This window comes from Agrobacterium sp. 5Ca39, from assembly GCF_055382365.1.
This window is the reverse complement of the sequence record NZ_AP026436.1, coordinates 2061779-2084404: the sequence shown is the minus strand read 5'-3', so window position 1 is coordinate 2084404 and position 22626 is coordinate 2061779. Positions and strand designations below refer to the sequence as shown.

At 61.5% G+C, this 22626-nt stretch carries 24 protein-coding genes; 12 read left to right on the top strand and 12 right to left on the bottom strand.

Annotated features, from left to right (window positions below):
• Positions 1-7: 7 nt before the first annotated feature.
• The 4 genes from ACZ47E_RS10405 to ACZ47E_RS10390 form a co-directional block, all read right to left on the bottom strand.
• Positions 8-1525: a tripartite tricarboxylate transporter permease gene (locus ACZ47E_RS10405; RefSeq protein ID WP_004443452.1), complete on the bottom strand. Its 1518-nt coding sequence runs from the start codon at positions 1523-1525 to the stop codon at positions 8-10.
• A gap of 103 nt (positions 1526-1628) precedes the next feature.
• Positions 1629-2123, bottom strand: coding sequence for a tripartite tricarboxylate transporter TctB family protein (locus ACZ47E_RS10400; RefSeq protein ID WP_006700420.1), 495 nt, complete (start codon positions 2121-2123; stop codon positions 1629-1631).
• Complete coding sequence (locus tag ACZ47E_RS10395) at positions 2120-3028, bottom strand: Bug family tripartite tricarboxylate transporter substrate binding protein (RefSeq protein ID WP_153776944.1); 909 nt, start codon at positions 3026-3028, stop codon at positions 2120-2122. The genes ACZ47E_RS10400 and ACZ47E_RS10395 overlap by 4 nt, the downstream gene beginning before the upstream one ends.
• 385 nt (positions 3029-3413) lie before the next feature.
• Positions 3414-4481 (bottom strand): ABC transporter substrate-binding protein, encoded by a 1068-nt coding sequence (locus ACZ47E_RS10390; protein ID WP_006700422.1) that lies wholly within the window; start codon positions 4479-4481, stop codon positions 3414-3416.
• An 81-nt stretch (positions 4482-4562) separates the two neighbouring features.
• Here ACZ47E_RS10390 and ACZ47E_RS10385 point away from each other — a divergent pair, with 81 nt between their 5' ends.
• A complete protein-coding gene (locus tag ACZ47E_RS10385; RefSeq protein ID WP_004443444.1) occupies positions 4563-5243 on the top strand; it encodes a response regulator in 681 nt (226 codons plus the stop codon).
• Positions 5240-6616: a sensor histidine kinase gene (locus tag ACZ47E_RS10380; protein WP_278066995.1), complete on the top strand. Its 1377-nt coding sequence runs from the start codon at positions 5240-5242 to the stop codon at positions 6614-6616. Before ACZ47E_RS10385 ends, ACZ47E_RS10380 begins: the two co-directional genes overlap by 4 nt.
• A 41-nt stretch (positions 6617-6657) precedes the next feature.
• On the opposite strand, the gene ACZ47E_RS10375 is transcribed toward ACZ47E_RS10380, so the two are convergent.
• The 5 genes from ACZ47E_RS10375 to ACZ47E_RS10355 all read right to left on the bottom strand — a co-directional run bounded on the left by ACZ47E_RS10375 (position 6658) and on the right by ACZ47E_RS10355 (position 10181).
• Positions 6658-6990, bottom strand: coding sequence for a hypothetical protein (locus ACZ47E_RS10375; RefSeq protein WP_077987250.1), 333 nt, complete (start codon positions 6988-6990; stop codon positions 6658-6660).
• A gap of 106 nt (positions 6991-7096) precedes the next feature.
• Positions 7097-7981, bottom strand: coding sequence for a formyltetrahydrofolate deformylase (gene purU / locus ACZ47E_RS10370; protein WP_006700424.1), 885 nt, complete (start codon positions 7979-7981; stop codon positions 7097-7099).
• 207 nt (positions 7982-8188) lie between these two features.
• On the bottom strand, positions 8189-8965 hold the full coding sequence (locus ACZ47E_RS10365; RefSeq protein WP_278066994.1) for a YbaY family lipoprotein: 777 nt from the start codon (positions 8963-8965) through the stop codon (positions 8189-8191).
• A gap of 335 nt (positions 8966-9300) precedes the next feature.
• Positions 9301-9825 carry a heme utilization cystosolic carrier protein HutX gene (gene hutX, locus ACZ47E_RS10360; protein ID WP_278066993.1) on the bottom strand — a complete coding sequence of 175 codons (525 nt, stop codon included), beginning with the start codon at positions 9823-9825 and terminating at the stop codon, positions 9301-9303.
• 8 nt (positions 9826-9833) lie between these two features.
• On the bottom strand, positions 9834-10181 hold the full coding sequence (locus ACZ47E_RS10355; protein ID WP_004429958.1) for an antibiotic biosynthesis monooxygenase family protein: 348 nt from the start codon (positions 10179-10181) through the stop codon (positions 9834-9836).
• Positions 10182-10367: 186 nt separating this feature from the next.
• On the opposite strand from ACZ47E_RS10355, the gene ACZ47E_RS10350 reads away from it, so the two are divergent.
• The 3 genes from ACZ47E_RS10350 to ACZ47E_RS10340 are packed head-to-tail and all read left to right on the top strand — an operon-like array spanning position 10368 to position 13125.
• Positions 10368-11261, top strand: a complete 894-nt coding sequence (locus ACZ47E_RS10350; RefSeq protein WP_278066992.1) for a heme/hemin ABC transporter substrate-binding protein — start codon at positions 10368-10370, stop codon at positions 11259-11261.
• Entirely contained in the window at positions 11258-12346 is a 1089-nt protein-coding gene (locus ACZ47E_RS10345; RefSeq protein ID WP_112765876.1) for a FecCD family ABC transporter permease, read from the top strand. The genes ACZ47E_RS10350 and ACZ47E_RS10345 overlap by 4 nt, the downstream gene beginning before the upstream one ends.
• Positions 12343-13125 (top strand): heme ABC transporter ATP-binding protein, encoded by a 783-nt coding sequence (locus ACZ47E_RS10340; protein WP_278066991.1) that lies wholly within the window; start codon positions 12343-12345, stop codon positions 13123-13125. Before ACZ47E_RS10345 ends, ACZ47E_RS10340 begins: the two co-directional genes overlap by 4 nt.
• 15 nt (positions 13126-13140) lie before the next feature.
• Here ACZ47E_RS10340 and ACZ47E_RS10335 read toward each other — a convergent pair whose 3' ends face one another.
• Positions 13141-13497 (bottom strand): YbaN family protein, encoded by a 357-nt coding sequence (locus ACZ47E_RS10335; RefSeq protein ID WP_004443420.1) that lies wholly within the window; start codon positions 13495-13497, stop codon positions 13141-13143.
• Positions 13498-13744: 247 nt separating this feature from the next.
• On the opposite strand from ACZ47E_RS10335, the gene ACZ47E_RS10330 reads away from it, so the two are divergent.
• From ACZ47E_RS10330 to ACZ47E_RS10310, 5 genes are all read left to right on the top strand, one after another.
• The gene (locus ACZ47E_RS10330) at positions 13745-14140 is read left to right on the top strand and encodes a VOC family protein (protein ID WP_006700431.1); all 396 of its coding nucleotides are present in this window, start codon (positions 13745-13747) and stop codon (positions 14138-14140) included.
• An 18-nt stretch (positions 14141-14158) separates the two neighbouring features.
• The gene (ung, locus tag ACZ47E_RS10325; protein ID WP_004443416.1) at positions 14159-14851 is read left to right on the top strand and encodes a uracil-DNA glycosylase; all 693 of its coding nucleotides are present in this window, start codon (positions 14159-14161) and stop codon (positions 14849-14851) included.
• A 207-nt stretch (positions 14852-15058) separates the two neighbouring features.
• Positions 15059-16135, top strand: coding sequence for a siderophore-interacting protein (locus ACZ47E_RS10320; RefSeq protein WP_278066990.1), 1077 nt, complete (start codon positions 15059-15061; stop codon positions 16133-16135).
• Positions 16136-16295: 160 nt separating this feature from the next.
• On the top strand, positions 16296-17240 hold the full coding sequence (locus ACZ47E_RS10315; RefSeq protein WP_278066989.1) for a VOC family protein: 945 nt from the start codon (positions 16296-16298) through the stop codon (positions 17238-17240).
• Between the two features lie 249 nt (positions 17241-17489).
• A complete protein-coding gene (locus tag ACZ47E_RS10310) occupies positions 17490-18104 on the top strand; it encodes an alpha/beta hydrolase (protein ID WP_004443409.1) in 615 nt (204 codons plus the stop codon).
• A gap of 244 nt (positions 18105-18348) precedes the next feature.
• On the opposite strand, the gene ACZ47E_RS10305 is transcribed toward ACZ47E_RS10310, so the two are convergent.
• Positions 18349-18933 carry a transglycosylase SLT domain-containing protein gene (locus ACZ47E_RS10305; RefSeq protein ID WP_004443407.1) on the bottom strand — a complete coding sequence of 195 codons (585 nt, stop codon included), beginning with the start codon at positions 18931-18933 and terminating at the stop codon, positions 18349-18351.
• A gap of 661 nt (positions 18934-19594) precedes the next feature.
• Between ACZ47E_RS10305 and ACZ47E_RS10300 the strand changes: the two genes are divergently transcribed.
• Positions 19595-20128 (top strand): transglutaminase-like cysteine peptidase, encoded by a 534-nt coding sequence (locus ACZ47E_RS10300; protein WP_142185084.1) that lies wholly within the window; start codon positions 19595-19597, stop codon positions 20126-20128.
• A 51-nt stretch (positions 20129-20179) separates the two neighbouring features.
• On the opposite strand, the gene ACZ47E_RS10295 is transcribed toward ACZ47E_RS10300, so the two are convergent.
• The gene (locus ACZ47E_RS10295; RefSeq protein ID WP_006700330.1) at positions 20180-21067 is read right to left on the bottom strand and encodes a DMT family transporter; all 888 of its coding nucleotides are present in this window, start codon (positions 21065-21067) and stop codon (positions 20180-20182) included.
• Positions 21068-21309: 242 nt separating this feature from the next.
• Between ACZ47E_RS10295 and ACZ47E_RS10290 the strand changes: the two genes are divergently transcribed.
• Positions 21310-22608 (top strand): adenylosuccinate synthase, encoded by a 1299-nt coding sequence (locus ACZ47E_RS10290; protein ID WP_004443399.1) that lies wholly within the window; start codon positions 21310-21312, stop codon positions 22606-22608.
• Positions 22609-22626 lie beyond the last annotated feature (18 nt).

Sequence of the window (22626 nt, the reverse complement as noted above, 5' to 3'; positions counted from 1 at the left end):
TTGGTTCTCAATCCTCGTTGGCGGCAAGCTGCGTCAGCACCTCGCCACGGCCGCGGATACGCATGATGAGCGGAATGATGAAGGCGGCTGCCGCGACGATGAACAGGCCAACGGCAATCGGCGAGGTGAACAGCACGGTCGGGTCGCCCTGGCCGATGGCCAGTGCGCGGCGAAGCTGCTGTTCGGCGAGCGGGCCAAGGATGAGGCCGACAACCGCAGGCGCGATCGGATAACCGAAGATGCGCATGATGTAGCCGAGGATGCCGAAGGCGAGCAGCATGCCGAGTTCGAACACCGACGGGTTGGCGCCGATGGTGCCGAGCGTTGCGAACAGCAGGATGCCGGCGTAAAGCCAGGGCTTCGGAATGGTCAGCAGCTTTACCCACAGGCCAACGAGCGGCAGGTTGAGTACCAAGAGCATCAGGTTGGCGATGAAGAGGCTGGCGATCAGGCCCCAGACCAGCTGCGGATTGGTGGCAAACAGCAGGGGCCCGGGCTGCAGGCCGAACTGCTGGAAACCGGCGAGCATGATGGCCGCTGTTGCCGTCGTCGGCAGGCCGAGCGTCAGGAGCGGCACCAGCGTACCGGCGGCCGAGGCGTTGTTCGCCGCTTCCGGACCCGCAACGCCTTCAATCGCGCCGTTGCCGAATTCTTCCGGATATTTGGTCAGCTTCTTTTCGGTGGCATAGGACAGGAACGTGCCGATTTCGGCGCCGCCGGCAGGCATCGCGCCAATCGGGAAGCCGATCAGGGTGCCGCGCAGCCACGCCTTCCACGAACGCGCCCAATCCTGCGCGCTCATCCAGACCGAACCCTTGACGGCTTCGACCTTGTCGTCGCCGCTCTGGCCCTGCGCCACGATGAACAGGGTTTCGCCGATGGCGAACATGGCGACCGCAAGCGTTGTGACTTCCACGCCGTCGAGCAGGTCGGGAATGCCGAAGCTCATGCGGGTCTGGCCGGTCAGCTGGTCGATGCCGACGATGGCCAGCGCAAAACCGATGAACAGCGAGGTGAGACCGCGCAGCGCCGAATCCCCGAAGGCGGAGGAAACGGTGACGAAAGCCAGCACCATCAGTGCGAAATATTCGCGCGGACCGAAGACCAGCGCCAGCTTGACGATGTAGGGCGCGACGAAGGCGAGCGCGATGGTGGCGATGAGGCCGGCCACGAAGGAGCCGATGGCGGCGGTGGCAAGCGCCGGGCCGCCTCTGCCCTTGCGGGCCATCTTGTTGCCTTCTAGCGCGGTCACGATCGAGGCGCTTTCGCCCGGCGTGTTGAGCAGGATGGAGGTGGTCGAACCGCCATACATGCCGCCATAATAGATGCCGGCGAACATGATGAGCGAACCGGCAGCATCGAGCCGGTAAGTGACGGGCAGTAGCAGCGCGACGGTCAAGGCGGGGCCGATGCCGGGCAGAACGCCGACGGCGGTGCCGAGCGTCACGCCGATCAGCGCGTAGAGCAGGTTCATGGGTTGGGCAGCAACCTCAAGACCGTGCAGCAGGAATTCAAAGGTACTCATGGACAGATGTCCCCCTGTCGAGCGGAAGGGCGGGCGGAACGGCTGGCTTGGCGTCAGTGCGCGCCGGCGGTTCCTGTGATCTCGAATATGGTTGGAATGGCTGTCAGAAGAACAGCCGTTCCAGAGGTCCGGCGGGCAGCGAAAGCTGCAGCAGCTGGGCAAAAACGGTCCAGATGGCAAAACTCAGCACAATGCCGACCGGTATCGAGAACCAGAGCTTGCGTTTGCCGAAAGCGCGTGCCGTGAAGGCGAACAGCAGACCGGTGGCAATGGAAAAGCCGGCAACTGTCAGCAGCAGCATCTGGGCGGCAAGGCCGGCAATGACCCACACGACCGGAGCGATTTCCTGCCTGTCACGCTCGGGAAAATCCCCGCGCCAGGCCTCGACGGCCGTCCAGATCGCCAGTCCGACAAGACAGAAGGCAATCGCGTAAGGCACGGTGGCCGGGCCAACCGGCGAGTAACCGGTGACGCTGGCAAGGCGGGCGCTATCCCAGAAGATGACGCTGGCAACAGCGACGAGGGCGACGGCGATGACCAGCGCCGCCCAGTCGGGGCGACGCTTTTGATCATGCGAAGGGTTGGAACCCTGGCTCATTTTACCAGTCCGATGTCTTTGAGGATGGTTTCGGTGGCGGCGGTGTCCTTGGCAAGCTGTTCCTTGAAGGCGTCACCGGCGAGATAGGTATCCATCCAGCCCTTGGTCTTCAGGGTTTCCTGCCACTTGGCGGATTTCACCAGCTTTTCGACGTCGGCGTTGATGGCCTTTTCCTGATCGGCGGAAATGCCGGGGGCTGCCGCAACCATGCGCCAGTTCTGCACGACGACATCAAGACCGCTTTCCTTCAGCGTCGGCGCGTCGACGCCCTCAAGACGGTTTTCGCTCGTGACGGCGAGAAGGCGCAGCGTGCCGGCCTTGACCTGGCCTTCGAATTCGCCATAGCCGGAAACGCCAGCGGTGACCTGCGAACCGAGGATCGAGGCAAGTGCTTCGCCGCCGCCGGAATAGGCGATGTAGTTGATCTTGGTCGGATCGACGCCGGCTGCCTTGGCAATCAGGCCAACGGCGATATGGTCGGTGCCGCCGGCAGAGCCGCCGCCCCAGGAAACGCTGCCCGGGTCTTTCTTCAGCTGGTCGATGAGATCGCCGATGGTCTTCAGCGGCGAGGATGCCGGAACGACGATCGCTTCATATTCGCCGGTCAGGCGTGCGATCGGGGTCACTTCCTTCAGCGTCACGGGCGCATTGTTGGTGAGGATCGCGCCGACCATGACGTAACCGCCGACGATGAGGGCGTGCGGGTTACCCTTCTGCTGGCTGGCGAATTGCGCAAGACCGATGGTGCCGCCGGCGCCCGGTACGTTCTGCACCTGAACGCTCTTGGAAATGCCTTCTTCCTGCAGCACGCTCTGCAGCGAGCGCGCGGTCTGGTCCCAGCCGCCGCCGGGATTGGCCGGTGCGATGACGGTGTAATCTGCCGCAGCCGCCGGAAGCGCGATCATGCCCGCCAGAAATGTGCCGATAAGAAAATGTTTCACGTAGAAAACCCTCCTCAGGATGCCCTTTTTGGGCGTCGTTTCTCGTTTATGCGGAAGGGCTTCAGGGCGCATCTGTGCCGACGCTGAGTACTCAACGCTGGGCCTTGGCAATCCTCAAGATTTCCTCCCGCATCTTCTTCCGCCTCCACGGAATGAAGAAGGATTGCAGAGCATCACAAAAAGCTGTCATCTAACTGACGCAACGCAAGTCCTTGCGCATTTACTCTCTATTAATTTGTGCCGGACGTCCACTGTGGCGTGTGGACGGCTTTGTTTTGCGCCTTTGAAGCCTGCTTCACCCTCATTTCTGTGACAGGCACAGGACTGAGGGATGGTGGGGCGCTCAAACCTACTGCGACCGCAGCGCCTCGTTCCAACGCTCGATGAGGCGGGTGCGCTTGACCTGATCCAGATAGACCATCAGGCCGGGGCTGACCGGGACCGGCCGCAATTGCGCACCGTGGATGGCCTGCATGGTGTTCGCCGTGTTTTCGCCCGCCACTTCCGGGCTGACGGCGGGGATTTGCAATTGCCGGGCCATGATCGTCTGACCTTCCTTGGACATGAAGAATTCGAGGTAGCGGCGGCCGAGTTCAGGATTGGCTGCGGCTTCCGGCACCAGCCCGATGCGCGACATCACGACGGTATAATCCTTCGGCAGAACGATGCCGACATCCGGGTGGCGTGAGGCCCAGTCTGCCGCGTAGGAGCCGAGAATATTGTAACCCATCACGAAGCGGCCGTCGGAGACGCGCTCCAGAATGGCCGAGGAGGTGGAATAAACCTTCACACCCGCGGCACCCATGGCCTTGATGACGCTCCATATATCGCCGAACTGCTCCTGGTCGCGTGACATGAACAGGAAGCCGACGCCGGAGCGTTCGATGTCATAGGTCGCGATACGGCCATGCACCTCTTTGGCGTGACGTTCGAGATAATCGACAAATTCGGCGCGGGTGGCGGGCGGCTTTTCGGTGGTGAAGCTTGGCTTGTGATAGACAAAAACCGCCGGCTCGAAGGTCAGCGCATAGGCGGTGTTGCGCCAGTTCGCCCAGGCGGGCCAGCGGGCGCTCATGGCGAGATCCGACCGCTGGGCATAACCGTCATTGCTCAGCTTCACCTGCAGGTCCATGGCCGAGGAAAAGGCGAAATCGGCGGTCTTCTTGCCGGCGTCGGTTTCTTTCACGATACGGTCGTAGATTTCGCCGGTCAGCATATCCTCATAATGGACGGCAATATCGGGATTGGCCTTCTGGAAACCCTCGATCATCGGGGTCGCCAGCGGTTCGTCGAGCGAGGAATAGACCACCAGTGTCTGCGCATCCGCCTTGCCGGAGGGAGCCGGAAAAACGACGGCCTGGGCAAGCGCAGGCGAGGCCATGCAGAGACAGAGACAGAGAAGAAGGCAGATACGCATGGAAAAGATCATGCCGCAGGCGCTGGCCATTCACAAGCGGTAAGGGTCTGGTTAAACTCGGCAATGTTGCAGGAGGAAGATTTGCGTATTTTGCTGGTCGAGGACAATCAGGTGCTGTCGGAAGGGCTTTCGGCGCTTCTGCGCGGCAGCGGTTATGCGGTGGACGTGGTTTCTGATGGCGCCTCCGCCGATGCGGCAATTACGGCGGAAAGTTTCGATCTGGTCATTCTCGATCTCAACCTGCCGGAAATGGATGGCATCGAGGTGCTGCGCTCCATGCGTTCGCGCCAGGACAAAGCGGCAGTGCTGATCCTGACGGCGCGCGGCACGCCGGAAGAAAAGGTCAAGGGGCTCGATCTCGGTGCCGACGATTACATGATCAAGCCCTTCGATATCACCGAATTCGAGGCGAGGGTGCGGGTGCTTCTGCGCCGCAATGCGGGGCTGCGCTCTTCGGCGCTGAGTTTCGGCAAGGTGCTGTTCGATCTTAATTCCCGCACCTTTTCGGCGGACGGTCGCCCGCTCGATATTCCGGCGCGCGAAGTGGCTCTGCTGGAGGTGCTGTTCATGCGGGCGGGCAAGGTTGTCGCCAAAGAGGCGATCGTGCAGTCACTGACAGGTTTCGACGACGATATTTCCGCAAATGCCATCGAGCAATATGTCAGCCGCCTGCGAAAGCGGCTCGCGCCGCACGGGCTGACGGTGAAGACGGCGCGCGGCATCGGTTATTATCTCGAAAAGCTGCCGGAGATGGCTGAATGATACAGGCCGCCTATTCGCTCAGGCGGCGACTTCTAGGCTGGCTCCTCATCTCCACTGCCATCATCGGCTGCGTTGCGCTGACCGATACATGGCGCGAGGCGGTCAACACCGCCAATGTGGTTTCAGACCGGGTGCTTTCCGGTTCCGCGCTCGCCATTGCCGAGCGGGTGGTGGTGGCCGAGGACGGTTCGCTGGAAGTGGACATTCCCTATGTGGCGCTGGAAATGCTGACATCGGCTGCCCAGGATCGGGTGTTTTACCGTGTCGACGGGCCGAACGGGCAATTCCTCACCGGCTATCAGAACCTGCCGACGGTGGAGAACCCGAAGGGTGATACGCCCGCCTATCGCGATGCCGTGTTTCGCGATGAACCGATCCGCATCGCTGCCATCAGGCGTTTCGCTTCCACCGGCATCAATTCCGTGCCCTTTTCCGTCACGGTTGCCGAAACCACCATTGCCCGCAGCCAGCTGGCGCAGGCAATCATCCTGCGCTCGGCGCTGCGCCTGCTTTTTATGATCGTCGGGGCGGCGATCATCGTCTGGATCGCGGTGACGATTTCGCTGCGCCCGCTTTACCGGCTCAGTGAAGCCATTGCCGAGCGCAGCCCGAACGATCTGCACCCCATCCGCCAATCCGTGCCTGTCGAGGTGGAAAATCTGGTGGAGACGGTCAACTCCTTCATGGTGCGGCTGCAATCGGCGCTTGATGCGCTCAGGCATTTCACCGGAAATGCCAGCCACCAGCTGCGCACGCCGCTTGCCATCATCAGCACCCAGCTGGCTCTTTCCGCCCGCGCCGCCAGCCTTGAGGAAGCGCAGGCGGCGGCGCTGAAGGGTGGGGCATCGGTCGCCCATGCCGAGCATATCCTTGCCCAGCTTCTGCGCATGGCCAATATCGATGCTGCCGGCTCCAGCGAGAAACATGATTTTTCCGCGATAGACCTCGTGGCTGTGGCGCAGAACGTGACGGCCGATTTCGTGCCGCGGGCCGCTGAGGCGGGTATCGATCTCGGTTTCGAAGGCGAGGTCGAGGCGACCATTCTCGCCGAACCGCTCTTGATCGGCGAGTTGATCGGCAACCTCGTTTCCAACGCCATCAATTATGCCGGTCGCGGCGCGGAAGTCACCGTCCGCGTGGGCAGGGAGACGGGCGTCGTCTGGCTGGAAGTGGAAGATAACGGCCCAGGCATCCCGCCTGAAAAACGCGCCATGGTGCGCCAGCGCTTCGCCCGCGGCGAAGAAAACGCGGCCCCCGGCGCGGGCCTCGGCCTTGCGATCATCGAGGAGATCGCCGGGCTGTTCGGCGGGCGGCTGATGCTGGAGGATGGTGCGGGTGGGCGTGGGCTGAGAGCGCGGGTGGTGTTTCCCTGAAGCGGCGCTGCTGCGCCGCCTCAGTGCAGGACCTGCCGGCCCTATTCGTTCATCTTGTCGATGATCTGCATCATGATGTCGGCGCAGGCCTTCATCGGCTCGTCGTCGGCACATTTGACGTCGATCTTGCGTTCGCCGTCTTCGATCCTGAAATGCGCCGCCTTGGAGGGCGGTGGCGGCATTCTCTTGCCATGCGGGCCGCCGCGCCAGCCTGCTTCCTTGGGGCCGCCAGGGCCGGGAGGAGGAGGCGGTGGTGGAGCATCGGTGCTTTGACTGGCATCCGCCGGTCCCGGCGGCGGTGGGGGCGGCTGCTGGGCGAAACCGGACCCCGCCGCGATGAGCAACGCGACGCCGGTAATGACGAGCTTTTTCATGTGAATGACCTCGCTGTTAGGCTACGGCGAAGAAACGGTTACTGGAGATGCTGGGTTGCTGGCCGGCGAAAATAATTCCGCCGGCTTTATCAGGTGTATCCCGATTTCACCCCATCCGCTCGGAAGCATAGCTTCCCGGGCTTGGCGGGAAGACCACGGTGCGGTTGCCGTTGATAAATGTGCGGTGGTGGATGTGGGCGTGGATGGCGCGGGCAAGCACCTGGCTTTCCACGTCGCGACCAAGCGAAACGTAGTCATCGGCTGATTGCGCGTGGGTGATGCGCACCGTGTCCTGCTCGATGATCGGGCCTTCGTCGAGATCGGCTGTCACATAATGCGCTGTCGCGCCGATCAGCTTCACGCCGCGCTCATAGGCCTGCTTGTAGGGGTTCGCGCCCTTGAAGCTTGGTAGGAAGGAGTGGTGGATGTTGATGATCTTGCCCGACATTTTGCGGCACAGGTCATCGGAAAGAACCTGCATGTAGCGGGCGAGCACGACGAGTTCCGTGCCTGTTGTCTCGACCAGCTCCATGAGCTGGGCTTCGGCCTTCGGCTTGTTCTCCTTCGTCACCTTGATGTGGTGGAAGGGGATGTCGTGATTGACGACAACTTTCTGATAATCGAAATGGTTGGACACGACACCGACGATGTCGATCGGCAGCGCGCCGATCTTCCAGCGATAGAGCAGGTCGTTGAGGCAATGGCCGAAACGCGACACCATCAGCAGCGTCTTCATGCGTTGGCCGTCCGGGTAGATATCCGCTTCCATGCCGAATTTTTCCGCCACCGGCCGGAACCCGTCGGTAATGGCTTCAAGGGAGGCGCCCTCTTCCGAGATGAAGGAGACGCGCATGAAGAACTTGCCGGTCTCGAGGTCGTCGAACTGCGAACTGTCGACGATATTGCAGCCTTTCTCCGCCAGATAACCGGAAATCGCGGCGACGATGCCGCGGGTCGATTTGCAGGCTACGGTCAGAACATAGGATGTCATTCGTTTTCCCTCAGAGACGTCGCGCCGGTATCAGCCGACGCAGTTCGGCGCGTTCCATAGCGCAGCTCCGCGGTGGAGCAAAGCGTCAAGACGAACGCAGTCAAAGTCATAGGGCGGGAAAGGGAAGCGCGCCGTGCCGGAAGCGACATGGAATGTTCCATGGCCAGCACGGCGACGCGGGGTGTTTTGCCGGGGCGGTCGCCAACCTCAGGCGCGGCGCAGGCGCATTGCCGTGCGGCCGCGGCCGTCGAGCAGTTCCAGCGCGCCGCGGCGCGGCTCCAGCCTGAAGGAGCGGGCGCCTTCCAGCGCTTCGATGAACTGCCGCTCCTGGCGCATGATGTCTGGCGCGCAGGCCATCTGGGTGGAAATCATCCGGCCGAAATCGACACGGTTACGGTTGATCTTCACTTCACCGCCAATGCCGTTACAGCCGGCATTTCCGGAAACGCGGCCTTCGCGGGAGATTTCCAGCGTCGCCTGCCGGCGGCCGCGAACCCTCTCGCCGCGGATTTCCTCGACCAGCCAGCGCCCGTCGATACCGGCTTCCGGCTCCGGGCGGCCCGGGCCGGCGCCGACGCGCTCCAGCACGAGATCGGTATCGTCGCGGCCACCGGTCAGGACGGAATAGCGCCGGGTGGTGGTAAAGAGCAGCCGGTCGCGGTCGCGGATTTCGGCGCTCAGCGCATAGGAGCGGCGGCCACGGATGTCGCGGTCGTCATAACGCAGCACGAAGGGCACCGGCGCCTGGCCGCGCGGGCGAATGGTGGTTTCGGCAATCGTCTGTGACGGCGCGTCCGCCAGCGACACATCGATCAGGCGCACGGTAACGGTTGCGCCCGGCGGCAGGGCGATGCGTTCGCGATAGGAGACGCTGCCGCGCAGGCTCGCCGGTGCCGCCGCCGCGCCGGCTGCCGCAAAGAGCGGGGCAAGCGCGAGAAGACCGGCGAAACTGCGGCGCGAAAGAAGGGGCTGGTGGTCGGTCATGGTGCTTGCTCCGTGCTGGTTCCGGTGGAATTGAACCGGATGATAAAAAACGGCACTGAACGTGCGATGAACCGGATTTTCAAATCCGGTCAGGTGGACATTTGGTGTGGATGGCAAGGGAGCGACGGGAGGATCTATGCCATTCGCATCCCCTCCGCCCTCATTCCTGTGCTTGTCACAGGACACCAGTCGACACGCGTCTGCGTGGCGGGAAGATTCTTTTCAGCCGAAGGGCCTGGGCTGGTTGGATTCCTGTGACGAGCACAGGAATGAGGGTGGTGGGAGGCCGCATCGTCCAAGGGAGCAACTCCTTGCCGGCGGCCTCCGCTCAGCTCTCAGCCGCGGAAACCGTTCCGCAGCGCTTCGAACTTCGCCAGTTGTTCGGCCAGCAACTCCTTGTTCTCATCGCGGCGGACGAACACCTTGAACATGGCGCCGCCGGCGGCATTCATGAACCAGACGGAACAGGAGCGGCGTCCGTGAAAGCCGCGGTCGACGAAGGTGATGCCGGCGCAATTGTCCTTCTTGATGTGACCGCCGATGGGACTGTCGCCGTGGATATTGAACCAGCCGTGACTCTCCGTGCCTTCAGGCAGATGGCCCGGCACTTCCAGCACGATATCGCCGGTCTGCACGATCATCAGGATTTCACCCCAACTGCGCATCTCGTTCCAGATCGCATCGAAGCGGTCGGCGGCAGCGGAAACGGCGGCACCTTCGGGCAGGATCGCCAGAATTTCAGCTGGTGTCACCTCGGCCTTGGCGGCGATGGCCTCCACGATGCCATCAGGTTTTTCAGCGAGCGCGGCGGCGGCGCGTGCCCGCCTGTCGTCGTTCGTCTTTTGGACTGCAATGCTCATCGGTAGCCTCAGGCGGCAATCGAACGGCGCTCGCCATTCTTGTCTTCGTGGATGATGACGTCGAAGCCTTCGAAATGCGGCCCGGAGAGATATTCCACCTTGCCGCGGTTTTCGCCGGCCTTGGCATGGGCGGCGCGGAACTGTTCGGATTTGGTCCAGGCAAGAAAATCATCCTTGGTGGCCCAGACGGTGTGCGAGGCATAAAGCGTGTGATCGTCCGCCTTCGGGCCTTTCAGCATGTGAAATTCGATATAGCCCGGCAATTCGCTCAGATGCGATTTGCGCTCGCGCCAGATGGATTCGAATGTGTCTTCGTAACCCGGCACGACGCGAAAGCGGTTCATTGCGATAAACATGAAAGTCTCCCTTTAAGTTTCCTGTTTCAGTCAGGATATCGTCCGCGGGCGGGGTTGGGAAGGGGTTCACGCCAAAGCGAACAAAAATACTCCACTTATCGATTGCGCGGCGTATAAACATGTGCAAATAACTCAAGATTAGTGGCGCGGGTGAACCTGCGCCAGGTCGTTTTTCAGGATAACGCCATGTTGAATTCCCGTCTTCGTTCCTTTGTTTTCGCCGCCCTCGTGCCCGCCGCAATTGCCTTTGCCGCGCCGGCCGCCATGGCTTCGGACAAGGGTAATCCGGAGGCTAAACGCATCGTTGCCCTGGGCGGTACGGTTACGGAAATCCTTTATGCGCTGGGTGCAGGAGACCGTATCGTGGCGCGCGACAGCACCAGCAGCTATCCGGCCGATGCGCTTGCAAAGCCTGACGTCGGTTATATGCGGGCACTGTCTTCAGAAGGTATCCTGTCGCAGAAACCCGATCTCATTCTCTCCGAAGACGGCTCAGGCCCGGCGGACGTCATCGCCATCCTGAAAGCCAGCGCGGTGCCTTTCGTCACCGTCGATACGCCGCCGAGCGGCGATGCAATCCCTAAAAAGATCGAGGATGTCGGTGCGGCCGTGGGGCTCTCGGACAAGGCGAAGGCGCTGGCTGCCGAGACCAGGGCGGGGCTTGATGCGCTCACCAAGGACGTCTCCGCCGTGCCGGAACAGGGCCGGAAACGCGTTCTGTTCGTGCTTTCCACTGCCGGTGGCCGCGTCATGGCGGCGGGCAAGGATACTGAGGCGGCGGCGATCATCGAAATGGCTGGGGGTATCAACGCGGCGGAGGACATTACCGGTTACAAACCGCTGACGGACGAGGCGGTCATTGCCGCGGCGCCCGACGTGGTGCTCACAATGGCGCGCGGCGACCACGCCGCCAAGGCGGATGAGACTTTCTCGCTTCCCGCGTTCCAGTCTACACCCGCCGCCGCCAGCAAGGCGCTCATCAGCATGGATGGGCTTTATCTTATCGGTTTCGGCCCCCGCACGCCCGCTGCAGGCCGGGAGCTGGCAAACAAGCTCTATCCTGATGTGGTGAAGCCGTGAGCCTAGCCGTCTTGAGTTCGACCGAGGGCAGCGTTGCGGGCGACAGATCCCGTCAGGGCGTTGTTGCCCTTGTCGTGCTCGTCGGCATCCTGCTGTTTGCCTGTGGCGTATCGCTGATCAGCGGACCCACGGGCGTCGGCATCTCCGAACTCCTTGCCTATCTCACCGGCGGCGCGGATCAGCTCGATGCGCGCGACAGGATCATTCTCGAGGCGGTGCGCCTGCCGCGCACGGCGCTCGGCATGTTGATCGGCGCGGGACTCGCTGTTTCAGGGGCGATGATGCAGGGCCTGTTCCGCAATCCATTGGCCGATCCCGGTATTGTCGGCGTCACCTCGGGCGCTGCGCTCTTTGCTGTTGCCGCCATTTCGCTCGGGGAAGGCGCGCTTGCCACGGTCGCGCTTTTTTTCGGCCCTCACTTCCTGCCGATCATGGCCTTCTTCGGCGGGCTCCTGAACACCTGGGTGCTCTATCTGATCGCCACGAAGGACGGCGCGACCTCAACCACCACACTCATTCTGGCCGGCATTGCGGTGGCGGCCATCAGCGGTGCGATGACCGGGTTGATGATATTCGTCGCCGATGACCGGGCGCTGCGCGACATCACCTTCTGGTCGCTCGGTTCTCTCGGCGGGGCAACGCCCGCCAAGGTACTGGCCACCCTGCCTTTCATCATCGTCGTTCTCGCCATCATTCCCTTCGTCGCGCGCGGGCTGGATGCGCTGATCCTCGGGGATGCGGCCGCCTTCCACATGGGAATACCGGTGCAGCGGCTGAAACGGGTCGTCATTCTGGCCGTTGCCGCCGCCTGCGGGGCGAGCGTGGCGGCGGCGGGTTCAATCGGCTTTGTCGGTATCGTCGTGCCGCATCTGCTTCGCCTCGCCATCGGCCCGTCGCATCGTTTCCTGTTGCCGGCCTCCGCCCTTGGAGGGGCGGCGCTTTTGCTGCTGGCCGACAGTTTCGCCCGCACGGTGGCCGCACCGGCGGAACTGCCGATCGGCGTCGTCACGGCGCTCATCGGTGCGCCGGTCTTTCTGTTCCTGCTGCTGGGACGCGGCGGTTTTTCCACGCGGAACATGTCATGATCCGGGCCGAAAACCTTACCCTCATCCGCTCCGGCCGTCGGCTGCTTGATGAAGTCAGCGTCGATCTGAAACCCGGCAAGGTCAATGTCATCATCGGTCCCAACGGTGCCGGCAAATCCACGCTGATGAAGGTTCTTTCGGGCGAGATGCGCGCTGAGGCCGGTTTGGTGACCTATAATGATGTCGACCTGCCGGTGTTCACGGCGGTCCAGCTTGCGCGGCTCCGCGCCGTGCTGCCCCAGAGCACCCAGCTCGCCTTCCCTTTCACTGCGCTCGAAATCGTCCGCATGGGGGCGGTCTCGCAGGGGTCGCGTGCGCCGGAAGAGCAGGCCCGCCGGGCTCTTGCCAAGGCCGGGCTGCGCGGTTTCGAACAGCGGTCCTACAACATGCTCTCAGGCGGCGAGCAGCAGCGGGTGCAGTTTGCGCGGGCGCTGGCGCAGGTACCGAACCCGGTTGAAAATGGCGAGGCAAGGGCGCTCTTCCTCGACGAGCCCACCGCAAGTCTCGATATCGGCCACCAGATCGCCGTGCTGGAAACGGCGCGGGATTTTGCAAGCGGCGGCGGGCTGGTTCTCGCCATCCTGCACGATCTCAATCTGGCGGCGGAATTTGCCGATCAACTTATCGTCATGCATGGCGGCCGGGTGACGGCCAGTGGCCCATCGCTGGAAACGATCAGCGATGAGACCATTGCAAGGGTCTATGGCATTGGTGGTGTCGTCGGCCGGCTGCCGGCGCGGCATATTCCCTACGTACTTCCGCAGTCTCGCCACCGATAGGGGCTGTCCTCCGCCTCAATTTTCCGGGCGGGTGGCGATGAAGAGCGCTGAGCCCAGCATGACGGCGGCGACGACGGCTGCGCGCAACGGCGGCGGCTCGCTCAGGAACCAGAAAGCGGCGTAGCTGACGGACATGGCCGAAAGCGCCGCGATCTTGGCTTTGCGGGCTATTGCGCCGCGTTCGCGCCATCGCCGCAGGGAAGGGCCGTATCTGGGATGGGCGAGAAGCCACGCCTCGAGTTTTGGCGAGGAGCGGGAAAAACACCAGAGCGCCAGAAGCAGAAAAGGCGTGGTGGGCAAAACGGGAAGAAACGCGCCGACAATGCCGGTCGCGACCATAAGCCAGCCAAGACAGAGGTATAAAAGGCGCATTCCTAGCCGGTATCATGACTTTAGCACTCAGGATAGAGCGGTGGGCCGAAAAGGATGGGTCCCGTTGCCGCAGGCTCCACCGCACCGGAAACCGGCAGCTTTTGCCATCACATTTGCCGTGATCTGTGTTCTCCGCGGCTCTGTGGCGCGCCTTTAGGGTTGAAAGCGCCGCACACTGTCTTTATCCCCTTGGCCGCGATGCCCGGAGCATAACCGGGCCGTCAACAGGAAGAAGAAGGAAAACACCATGGCCAAGCTGATCCACTCGATGGTCCGGGTGCTGGACGAAAAGCGTTCGGTGGAATTTTACAAACAGGCTTTCGGGCTTGAAGTGGCGGAACGCGCCGAGTTCGAGAATTTCACGCTGATCTATCTCAGCAGTGCCGAGGGCGATTTCGAGCTGGAGCTGACCGTCAACCGTGGCCGCGAAGTGCCCTATGCGCTGGGCGACGGTTATGGCCATCTCGCCGTCAGCGTCGCCGATGTTGACGCCGAGCATCAGCGCTTCAACGAGATCGGGCTTTCCCCCGGCAAGATCATCGAGGCTGATTACAAGGGCCAGCCTTTCGCAAAATATTTTTTCATTTGCGATCCCGATGGTTACAAGATCGAAGTGCTGCAGCGCGGCAACCGGTTCAAATAAGCTCTGATGGAGGCAGGCATGGCAGAGGCAGGCGTTAAACTCGAAGACAGCTGGAAGCGCGTGCTTTCCGCAGAATTCGCCAGCCCCTACATGCAAAAGCTGAAAGAGTTCCTGCTTGCCGAAAAGACAGCCGGCAAGCGTATCTTCCCGAAGGGCGCGGACTATTTCCGCGCTCTCGATCTGACACCGCTCGATGAGGTGAAGGTCGTCATATTGGGGCAGGACCCCTATCACGGCGCCGGCCAGGCGCATGGACTATGCTTTTCCGTGCAGCCCGGCGTGCGCATCCCGCCCTCGCTCGTCAATATCTACAAGGAATTGCAGGCCGATCTCGGCATTCGCCCGGTCGGCCACGGTTTTCTGGAAAGCTGGGCGAAACAGGGCGTGCTTCTGCTCAACAGCGTGCTGACGGTGGAAGAGGCCCGCGCCGCCTCGCATCAGGGGCAGGGCTGGGAAAAATTCACCGACGCCGTCATCCGCGCCGTCAACGACGAGTGCGACCATGTCGTCTTCCTGCTCTGGGGTTCCTATGCCCAGAAGAAGGCGGCCTTTGTGAACCAGCGCAAACATCTGGTGTTGCGCTCGCCGCACCCGTCACCGCTTTCCGCCCATAACGGCTTTTTCGGTAATGGCCATTTTTCCAAGGCGAATGCCTTTCTCATCTCCCATGGCCGCGACCCGATCGACTGGCAATTGCCGGAATCGGTGTAAGCCCTCTCTGCATATACTTCCGTCATTCCGGCCGTGAGCCGGAATCCAGCCGACGCGCGTCTGCGCGGCGAGAAGAGTCCTTTCAGCCCAAAGACTTGGGCTGGCTGGATGCCGGATCAGGTCCGGCATGACGGGATTCAAAACCAAAATGTCTTTACGCGCGGCAGCCTCCGGTCTAAAGAATACTAGACTATGAAGTGAAGGATTATGCCCGTGTCTCTCCTGTCTGCCGAAACCTCCGTCTCGCTGCCCGATCCGCTGTCGATCGTCGATGCTTTCGAGGATCATTTTTCCGAGCATATGGAGATGGAGCGCGAAGGCGCGACGGTTCGGTTCAAGACCGAATACGGCCATGGCCGTTTCAGCGCAGAAGGCGGTCGTTTCGCCGCAAGCGTCAGCTGCATTTCCGAACATATATTGATGTCGGTCAAGGCCATGGTGGCCGAGCATATTGTCGAGTTTTCCGGGGAGACGGGGCTGGATTTCCGCTGGAGCGGCCATGGCGCGCAGCAGCGCGAACTGCCCAATCTTTTCGTCGGCAAGATTGCCCGCGCCTATAATCTGACGCCGCATATGCGCCGGCTGGTGGTTTCCGTCGAAAGCGGCATTGAAAGGCTGATGACGGGCGGCATGCATGTGCGGCTGCTTCTGGTCCCGGATCAGGCCCGAACGCCGGTCTGGCCTTATCTTGCGCCCACCGGGGCCATCGTCTGGCCGGCGGGCGAGGATCTTCTCACGCGCCGCGTCTACACCATCCGTTCCGGCGATATCGCGCGCGGTGAAGTCCATATCGACTTCGTCATGCATGAGGGTGACCACATGCCGGGCGCGACATTCGGCGCAACGGCCAAGCCCGGTGATGTTCTCGGCATCATCGGCCCGAGCGGTGTCTGCCCGGAGGCCGAACGTTATATCTTTGCCGGCGATGAGACGGCGCTGCCGGTGATGCTGCGCATGGCGGCCGAAATGCCGGCCGGGAAGAAGCTCAGCGTCTATGCCGAGATCGATGACGAAGCCGAGCGGCAGGAAATCGTTTGCGCGGCAAATGTCGAGTGGACATGGCTCTATCGTCGCGGCAAGGCCGCCGGCACCGCCGGCCTTATTGAAAAAGCGCTGCGCGACCATGCCTGGAGCGGGGACCATGAAGGATTGCATGTCTTTGTCGCCTGCGAAAAATCCGAGGCGAGGGCGGCAAAATCCTTCCTTACCGACGAGATTTCCGTGCCGAAAGCTGCTCTGCGCGCGGTCGGTTACTGGAGCCTGGGTGTCGCCGACGATCATTGACTGGGTCATCGGTCGTTGAACAGTCGGTTTTATCGTTCACCATTCGGGAACAATCCGTTCCCGTTGTCCACTCTATGCCCGAGAGCACTGTTACCCCATCTTTACGCCATGAAGAGGACGGGCCCAACCATGCGGCCCGCCAGGCAAGAAGGGGTTTATCATGCTCAACCAGATCAAGGGCCTGCACCACGTCACATCCATGGCGGCGAGCGCGCGCCAGAACAACAGTTTTTTCACCGATACGCTCGGCCTGCGCCGGGTAAAGAAGACGGTCAATTTCGACGCGCCTGATGTCTATCATCTCTATTATGGCGATGAAGTCGGCACGCCCGGCTCTGTCATGACCTATTTCCCGTTTCCACATATCGCCCGCGGCCGTCCCGGCACCGGCGAAGTGGGCACGACGCTGTTTTCCGTACCGGACGGGTCGCTCGGCTACTGGCAGGAGCGTCTTTCGAGGGCCGGCGTGGATGGCCTGAAGGCCGACGAAGCCTTTGGAAACAAGCGCCTGCATTTTGCAGGTCCCGATGGTGACGGTTTTGCGCTGGTCGAGGTCAGGGATGACAACCGTGCGCAGTGGATCGGCAATGGCATCGGTCAGGATCAGGCGATCCATGGTTTTCAGGGTGCGTCGCTGCGACTTCGCGATGAAGGTGCGACGGCCGAGCTTTTGAAATTCATGGGTTATCAGGAAGTCGACCGTCAGGACGGCGTGTTGCGCCTTGGTATGCCCGGCGGCAACGGTGCCGATGTCATCGACATCGAAACCATGCCGAATATATCAGGCGCGCGGCTGGGTGCTGGCTCCGTGCACCACATCGCTTTTGCGGTCGAAAACCGCGAAAAGCAGCTGGAGGTGCGCAAGGCGCTGATGGACACCGGCTATCAGGTGACACCCGTCATCGACCGCGATTATTTCTGGGCGATCTATTTCCGCACGCCGGGCGGCGTGCTGTTTGAAGTTGCCACCAACGAGCCGGGTTTCGACCGCGACGAGGACACTGCCCATCTCGGCGAGGCGCTGAAGCTGCCGACCCAGCATGCGCATCTGCGCTCCGTGCTGGAAGAGCATCTGGAGCCGCTGGGGGATGAGAAGGCTGCTTAATCGCGCGATGGCTTTTGGCAGGATGTTGCCGCGCTTTCTTCTCCCCGGCGGGGAGAAGGTGGCCCGAAGGGACGGATGAGGGGGCAACGCCAGCGATAGACCGCACCCTCACCCCCTCATCCCGCTGCCGCGGACTTCTCCCCTCGGGGAGAAGAAACAAGCGGCACTTGCTCCACATGGGAATGTTCCGTTCGGCTGAAAAAGCCGCGTGGATGCCACTGAACCTCTCCTTCCAGAAAGGATTTTTCGATGACCAAGGACAGCTATTTCCACAAGTCCCGCGCCGGTGCTGTCGGTGCACCGCTTTTCGTCCTGCTGCACGGCACTGGCGGTGATGAAAACCAGTTCTTCGATTTCGGCTCGCGTCTCCTGCCGCAGGCAACCATCCTCTCGCCTGTCGGTGATGTCTCCGAACACGGCGCGGCGCGGTTTTTCCGCCGCACCGGCGAGGGCGTGTACGACATGGCCGATCTTGCCCGGGCCACCGGGAAGCTTGCGGATTTCGTCAAGGCCAACCGGGAACATTATCAGGCCGGTCCGGTCATCGGCCTCGGCTTTTCCAATGGCGCAAATATTCTCGCCAATGTGCTGATCGAACAGCCCGGGCTTTTCGATGCCGCAGTGCTGATGCATCCGCTCATCCCGTTCGAGCCGAAGATTTCCCCTGCCAAAGCCACGCGCCGGGTGTTGATCACGGCGGGTGAGCGCGATCCGATCTGCCCGGTGCCGCTGACCAAGGCGCTGGAACAGAGCCTGAAGGCGCAGGGTGGAGCCGCGGAGACGGTATGGCATCCGGGCGGGCATGAAATTCGCTCCAGCGAGATTGATGCCGTGCGGGAATTTCTCTCGGTTTACGGGGAGTGATGCTGTCTTCCGTCATGCCGGGCTTGACCCGGCATCAGCCACGGCGCGTCTGTGCCGTGAAAAGAGTCTTTCGCGATCAAGGACTTGATGGCACTGGACCCCGGATCTAGTCCGGGGTGACGGGGTGCGGATGATGTGCATTCGCCCAAACTCAAGGTCATCCTCTGGTCAAGTCCGAGGATGACGGAGGAGGGATTTACTGCTCCGTCAAGTAATCCCTAGACCAGCCTCGTCCCGCCCGGCCTCAACGATACCCGCACTGTTGCAACTGCGCCTCGTAACGCAACGCCATGTTGGCGGAGCGGCGGGCAGCCTTCTGGACGGCTGAGTTGTTGCGCCAGCTGCCCTTCGCATAACCGGCATGGCCGGAATAATAGGCAAGGTAGAGGTTATAGGGATCGTTCAGTGCAATGCCGTTTTCGCGGCGGCTCTTGGCGTGATACCAGCCGACGAAGTGGATGGCATCGGTGAAATCGGTACGGCTTGCCGACCAGCGGCCGGTTTCTCGCTGGTAAACACTCCATGTGCCGTCGAGTGCCTGGGCGTAGCCATAGGCTGTCGATTGCCGTTTCCAGGGAATGAAGCCCAGCAGCTTGGTGCGCGGAGGCCGCGCATAAGGGCGGAAGGCGGATTCGGTATAGATCGTCGCCATCATGACAGGCACGGGCACGCCGAACTCTCGTTCTGCCGCTTTCGCATCACGCCGCCAATTGTTGAAGATGCCGTTGCGCTGCTCGAAAATCGCACAGGCATTGGTCACCTGCGACGGTGCGGTGGCGCAGCCGGCGAGAACGAGCATCAGGAAAACAACGGCAAATACGCCACGCATAACGGAACCCTTTCGTTCCGTTATTCTTAAATTGCTAACCATTAACGTCGGGTTTTAAGACAAGGTTAATTCAAATGCCGCCGATCGGGCGGGCGTTAACCCGCTGAAAATTCCTGTGGCCGGGATGGGGCGAAACCGCCTCCCGGCGCCTTTTTTCCGAATGCGTCATCCCCGCGCGTCCCCGGTGCTGCCAGCCAGACTATACTTTGCCCATACCGGTCATCAGGCGTGCGCGCGGCGCAGGATGGGCGGGGCAGGCGGCCTAAACCGGGGAGTTTCCCGATGTCACGGTCAGGGCGGCCGGCATATGCCCATCCTCCAAACAGGAACCGGTTTGGCGGGCGGGTCATGTGTTTGAAGCAGGGGCTGCATCGTTTGCAAAACCCTCTACCACCCTTTGATACCCCGCAGCGATGCGGCCCCTTTTTTTCTCTTCCCGACGTTGCCGCGGAATCCGCGGCGACGATACCGGCGCATGTTCATAAATCGCGCCCGCTGTACAAAAATGAAAACCGGTAAAATTGTAGCAATCGGCTTAAAGCGGCTGAAAACAGTGTTGTGCCATTGTGGGATCACAGACGGAGAGCGTCCCTTGAAAGAGACGCTCCACAACTAAATCGAGACCGGCACAAGCCGGCGGATCGCAAAACGGGGTATGAAAATGCTGAAGAAGATTATTGCTGCCGCCATCTGCGGAATTGCCGTTGCTTCCATGTCCAACCATGCCGACGCGGCTGGCGCTGCCGGTTTTGCCCGCGGTTTTGCCGCCGTCGAGAAGTCCGCCGTTACGCAGATTGGTGTTTCCGCACCTGATGGTTTCGATGGCTGCGTCCTTTCCGCAGGTCAATGCGTTTCGACCATCGCGGCGCCGCTGACGGCCGTGCGCCGTGAGGAACTGTTGCGCGTCAACCGCGATGTGAACACCACCATGGGCGCGCTCGACGATTATTTTTCCGGTCTCGCAACCGATCTTCCGGCAACGCCTTCTGCAAACCTTGGAGATTGCGGTGACTGCGCCGCGATCAAGCGCGCCGCCCTGGCCGGCGCTGGCTGGTCTTCCAGTGCGTTGCGCCTTGCCTTTTCGCTGAACAATGATGGATCGCTCGAAAAAGTGCTGATCGTCACCACCGATAAGGGCGATATCGTCCTTGGCAATGCCGCCCTTTCTCCGGTCGAGCGCGAAACCGCGCTTTAAACCCATCCTTTCATGCCTGCCAGACTGCGCCGGTTTTCTGACCCTGTGGGTTCAGGAAGCCGGCGATTTTTTTCGTTCCGCCACGGCAATGCCGGCCAGCGCCATGATGAGCGCTGCGATCTGGTAGGTGTGCAGGGTCTCACTGAGCACGACGACCGACAGCAACGTGCCGAAAACCGGCACCAGATTGATGAACAGGCCGGCGCGATTGGCGCCGATCTGTTCCACGCCCTTGATGTAAAGGATCTGTGCGATGAGCGACGCAAAAATGGCGGCATAGACCACCAGCACCCAGCCCTTCTGATCCGGCCAGACGACGCTGTCGCGCGACATTTCCCAGAAGACCAGCGGTACAGACGTAAGCAGTGCGAAAAAGGCGGGGATGGCCATCAGCGTCCGCCAGTCGACCGTGGGTTTCCAGCGCAGGATGACGGTGTAGATGGCATAAACCAGCACGGCGAGCAGCATGACGGCGTCGCCGACATTCATTTCCAGTTGCAGCAGCGAGACCGGATCGCCATGCGAGGCGAGCAGCGCCACGCCTGCAATGGTCAGGCAGAAACCGGCGATCTGGCCGAACAGCACCCGGGTGCGGAACAGGATGAAGTTCAGAACAAAAATGACCATGGGAATGCCAGCCTGTATGACGGCGGCATTGATGGCCGAGGTGTGCTGCAGGGCGGTGTAGAGAAATACGTTGAAGGCCGTGTAACCGACGCTGCCGAGCACGAAGAAATAGGGCAGGCGTTTTTTCACCACCGGCCAGTCCTTGATCAACTGCGGCACTGAAATGGCAAAGATGATGGCGACGGCGAAGACCCAGCGCAGGAAGGTGAAGGCCATGGGGCTGATGTGGCCGACGGCGAGCTTGCCGGCAACGGTGTTGCCACCCCAGCAGAGCGTGGCGATGATGAGGGCGATATAGGCTTTCGAAGGCACGCTGATGTTTCGCTTCTTCATAAGGGCGGGAAAACGGTGAGGGGTGAGCGGCGGCCTTGCACCCGCGCTTGGCCGCCCACGGGGCGAGATAATGCGGGAAATCCGCGGCTTGTCACGGAAAAAGCAAAATTCTCCATAAGAAACAGGGTCGCTTTCCGTAAAACAACACAGTATACATTCGCGGGTTTGGGTTTCCCATCGGGTTATCGGGCGCGCAGGCGCCATGAGCAGGAAAGCAAGAAATGACGAATGTTGTGGTGGTCGGCTCGCAATGGGGCGACGAGGGCAAAGGCAAGATTGTTGACTGGCTGTCCGAGCGGGCAGATGTCGTCGTGCGGTACCAGGGCGGTCACAATGCCGGCCACACGCTTGTCATTGATGGTGTCAGCTACAAGCTTTCGCTTCTGCCGTCCGGCGTCGTGCGTCCCGGCAAGCTCGCCGTCATCGGCAATGGCGTCGTCGTCGACCCGCATGCGCTGATCGCCGAAATCGGCCGTCTGGAAGCGCAGGGCGTCAAGGTTACCCCGGAAAACCTGCGTATCGCCGACAATGCCACGCTCATTCTGTCGCTGCACCGTGAACTGGACGGCATGCGCGAGGACGCCGCCTCCAACAGCGGCACCAAGATCGGCACCACACGCCGTGGCATCGGCCCGGCTTACGAAGACAAGGTCGGCCGCCGCGCCATCCGCGTCATGGATCTCGCCGACATGGAGGCGCTTTCCGCCAAGGTCGATCGCATCCTGACGCATCACAACGCACTTCGTCGCGGCTTCGGTGCGGCCGAAGTCTCGCATGAAACGATCATGGAAGAGCTGGGCTCGATTGCCGAGCGCATCCTGCCGTTCAGCGAAACCGTGTGGCTGCTGCTCGACAAGAAGCGCCGCGCCGGTGCCCGCATCCTGTTTGAAGGCGCGCAGGGTTCGCTGCTCGATATCGACCACGGCACCTATCCCTATGTGACCTCTTCCAACACGGTTGCCGGCCAGGCCGCTGCCGGCTCGGGCATGGGTCCTGGTTCGCTGGGTTATATCCTCGGCATCACCAAGGCTTACACCACGCGCGTTGGCGAAGGCCCGTTCCCGACCGAACTCAATGACGAAATCGGTCAGTTCCTGGGTGAAAAGGGTCATGAATTCGGCACCGTCACGGGCCGCAAGCGCCGTTGCGGCTGGTTCGATGCCGCGCTGGTGCGCCAGTCGGTCGCCACCAACGGCATTACCGGCATTGCGCTGACCAAGCTCGACGTTCTCGACGGTCTGGATGAGCTGAAAATCTGCGTCGGCTACAAGCTTGACGGGCAGGAAATCGATCATCTTCCGGCCAGCCAGGGCGCGCAGGCGCGTGTGGAGCCGATCTACATCACGCTGGAAGGCTGGAAAGAATCTACCGTCGGTGCCCGAAAATGGGCGGATTTGCCTGCTCAGGCAATCAAATACGTCCGGCAGGTGGAGGAACTGATCGGGGCGCCGGTTGCGCTCCTGTCGACAAGTCCCGAGCGTGACGACACCATACTTGTGACTGATCCGTTTGAGGATTAATGTCCTCGGCGATCTAGA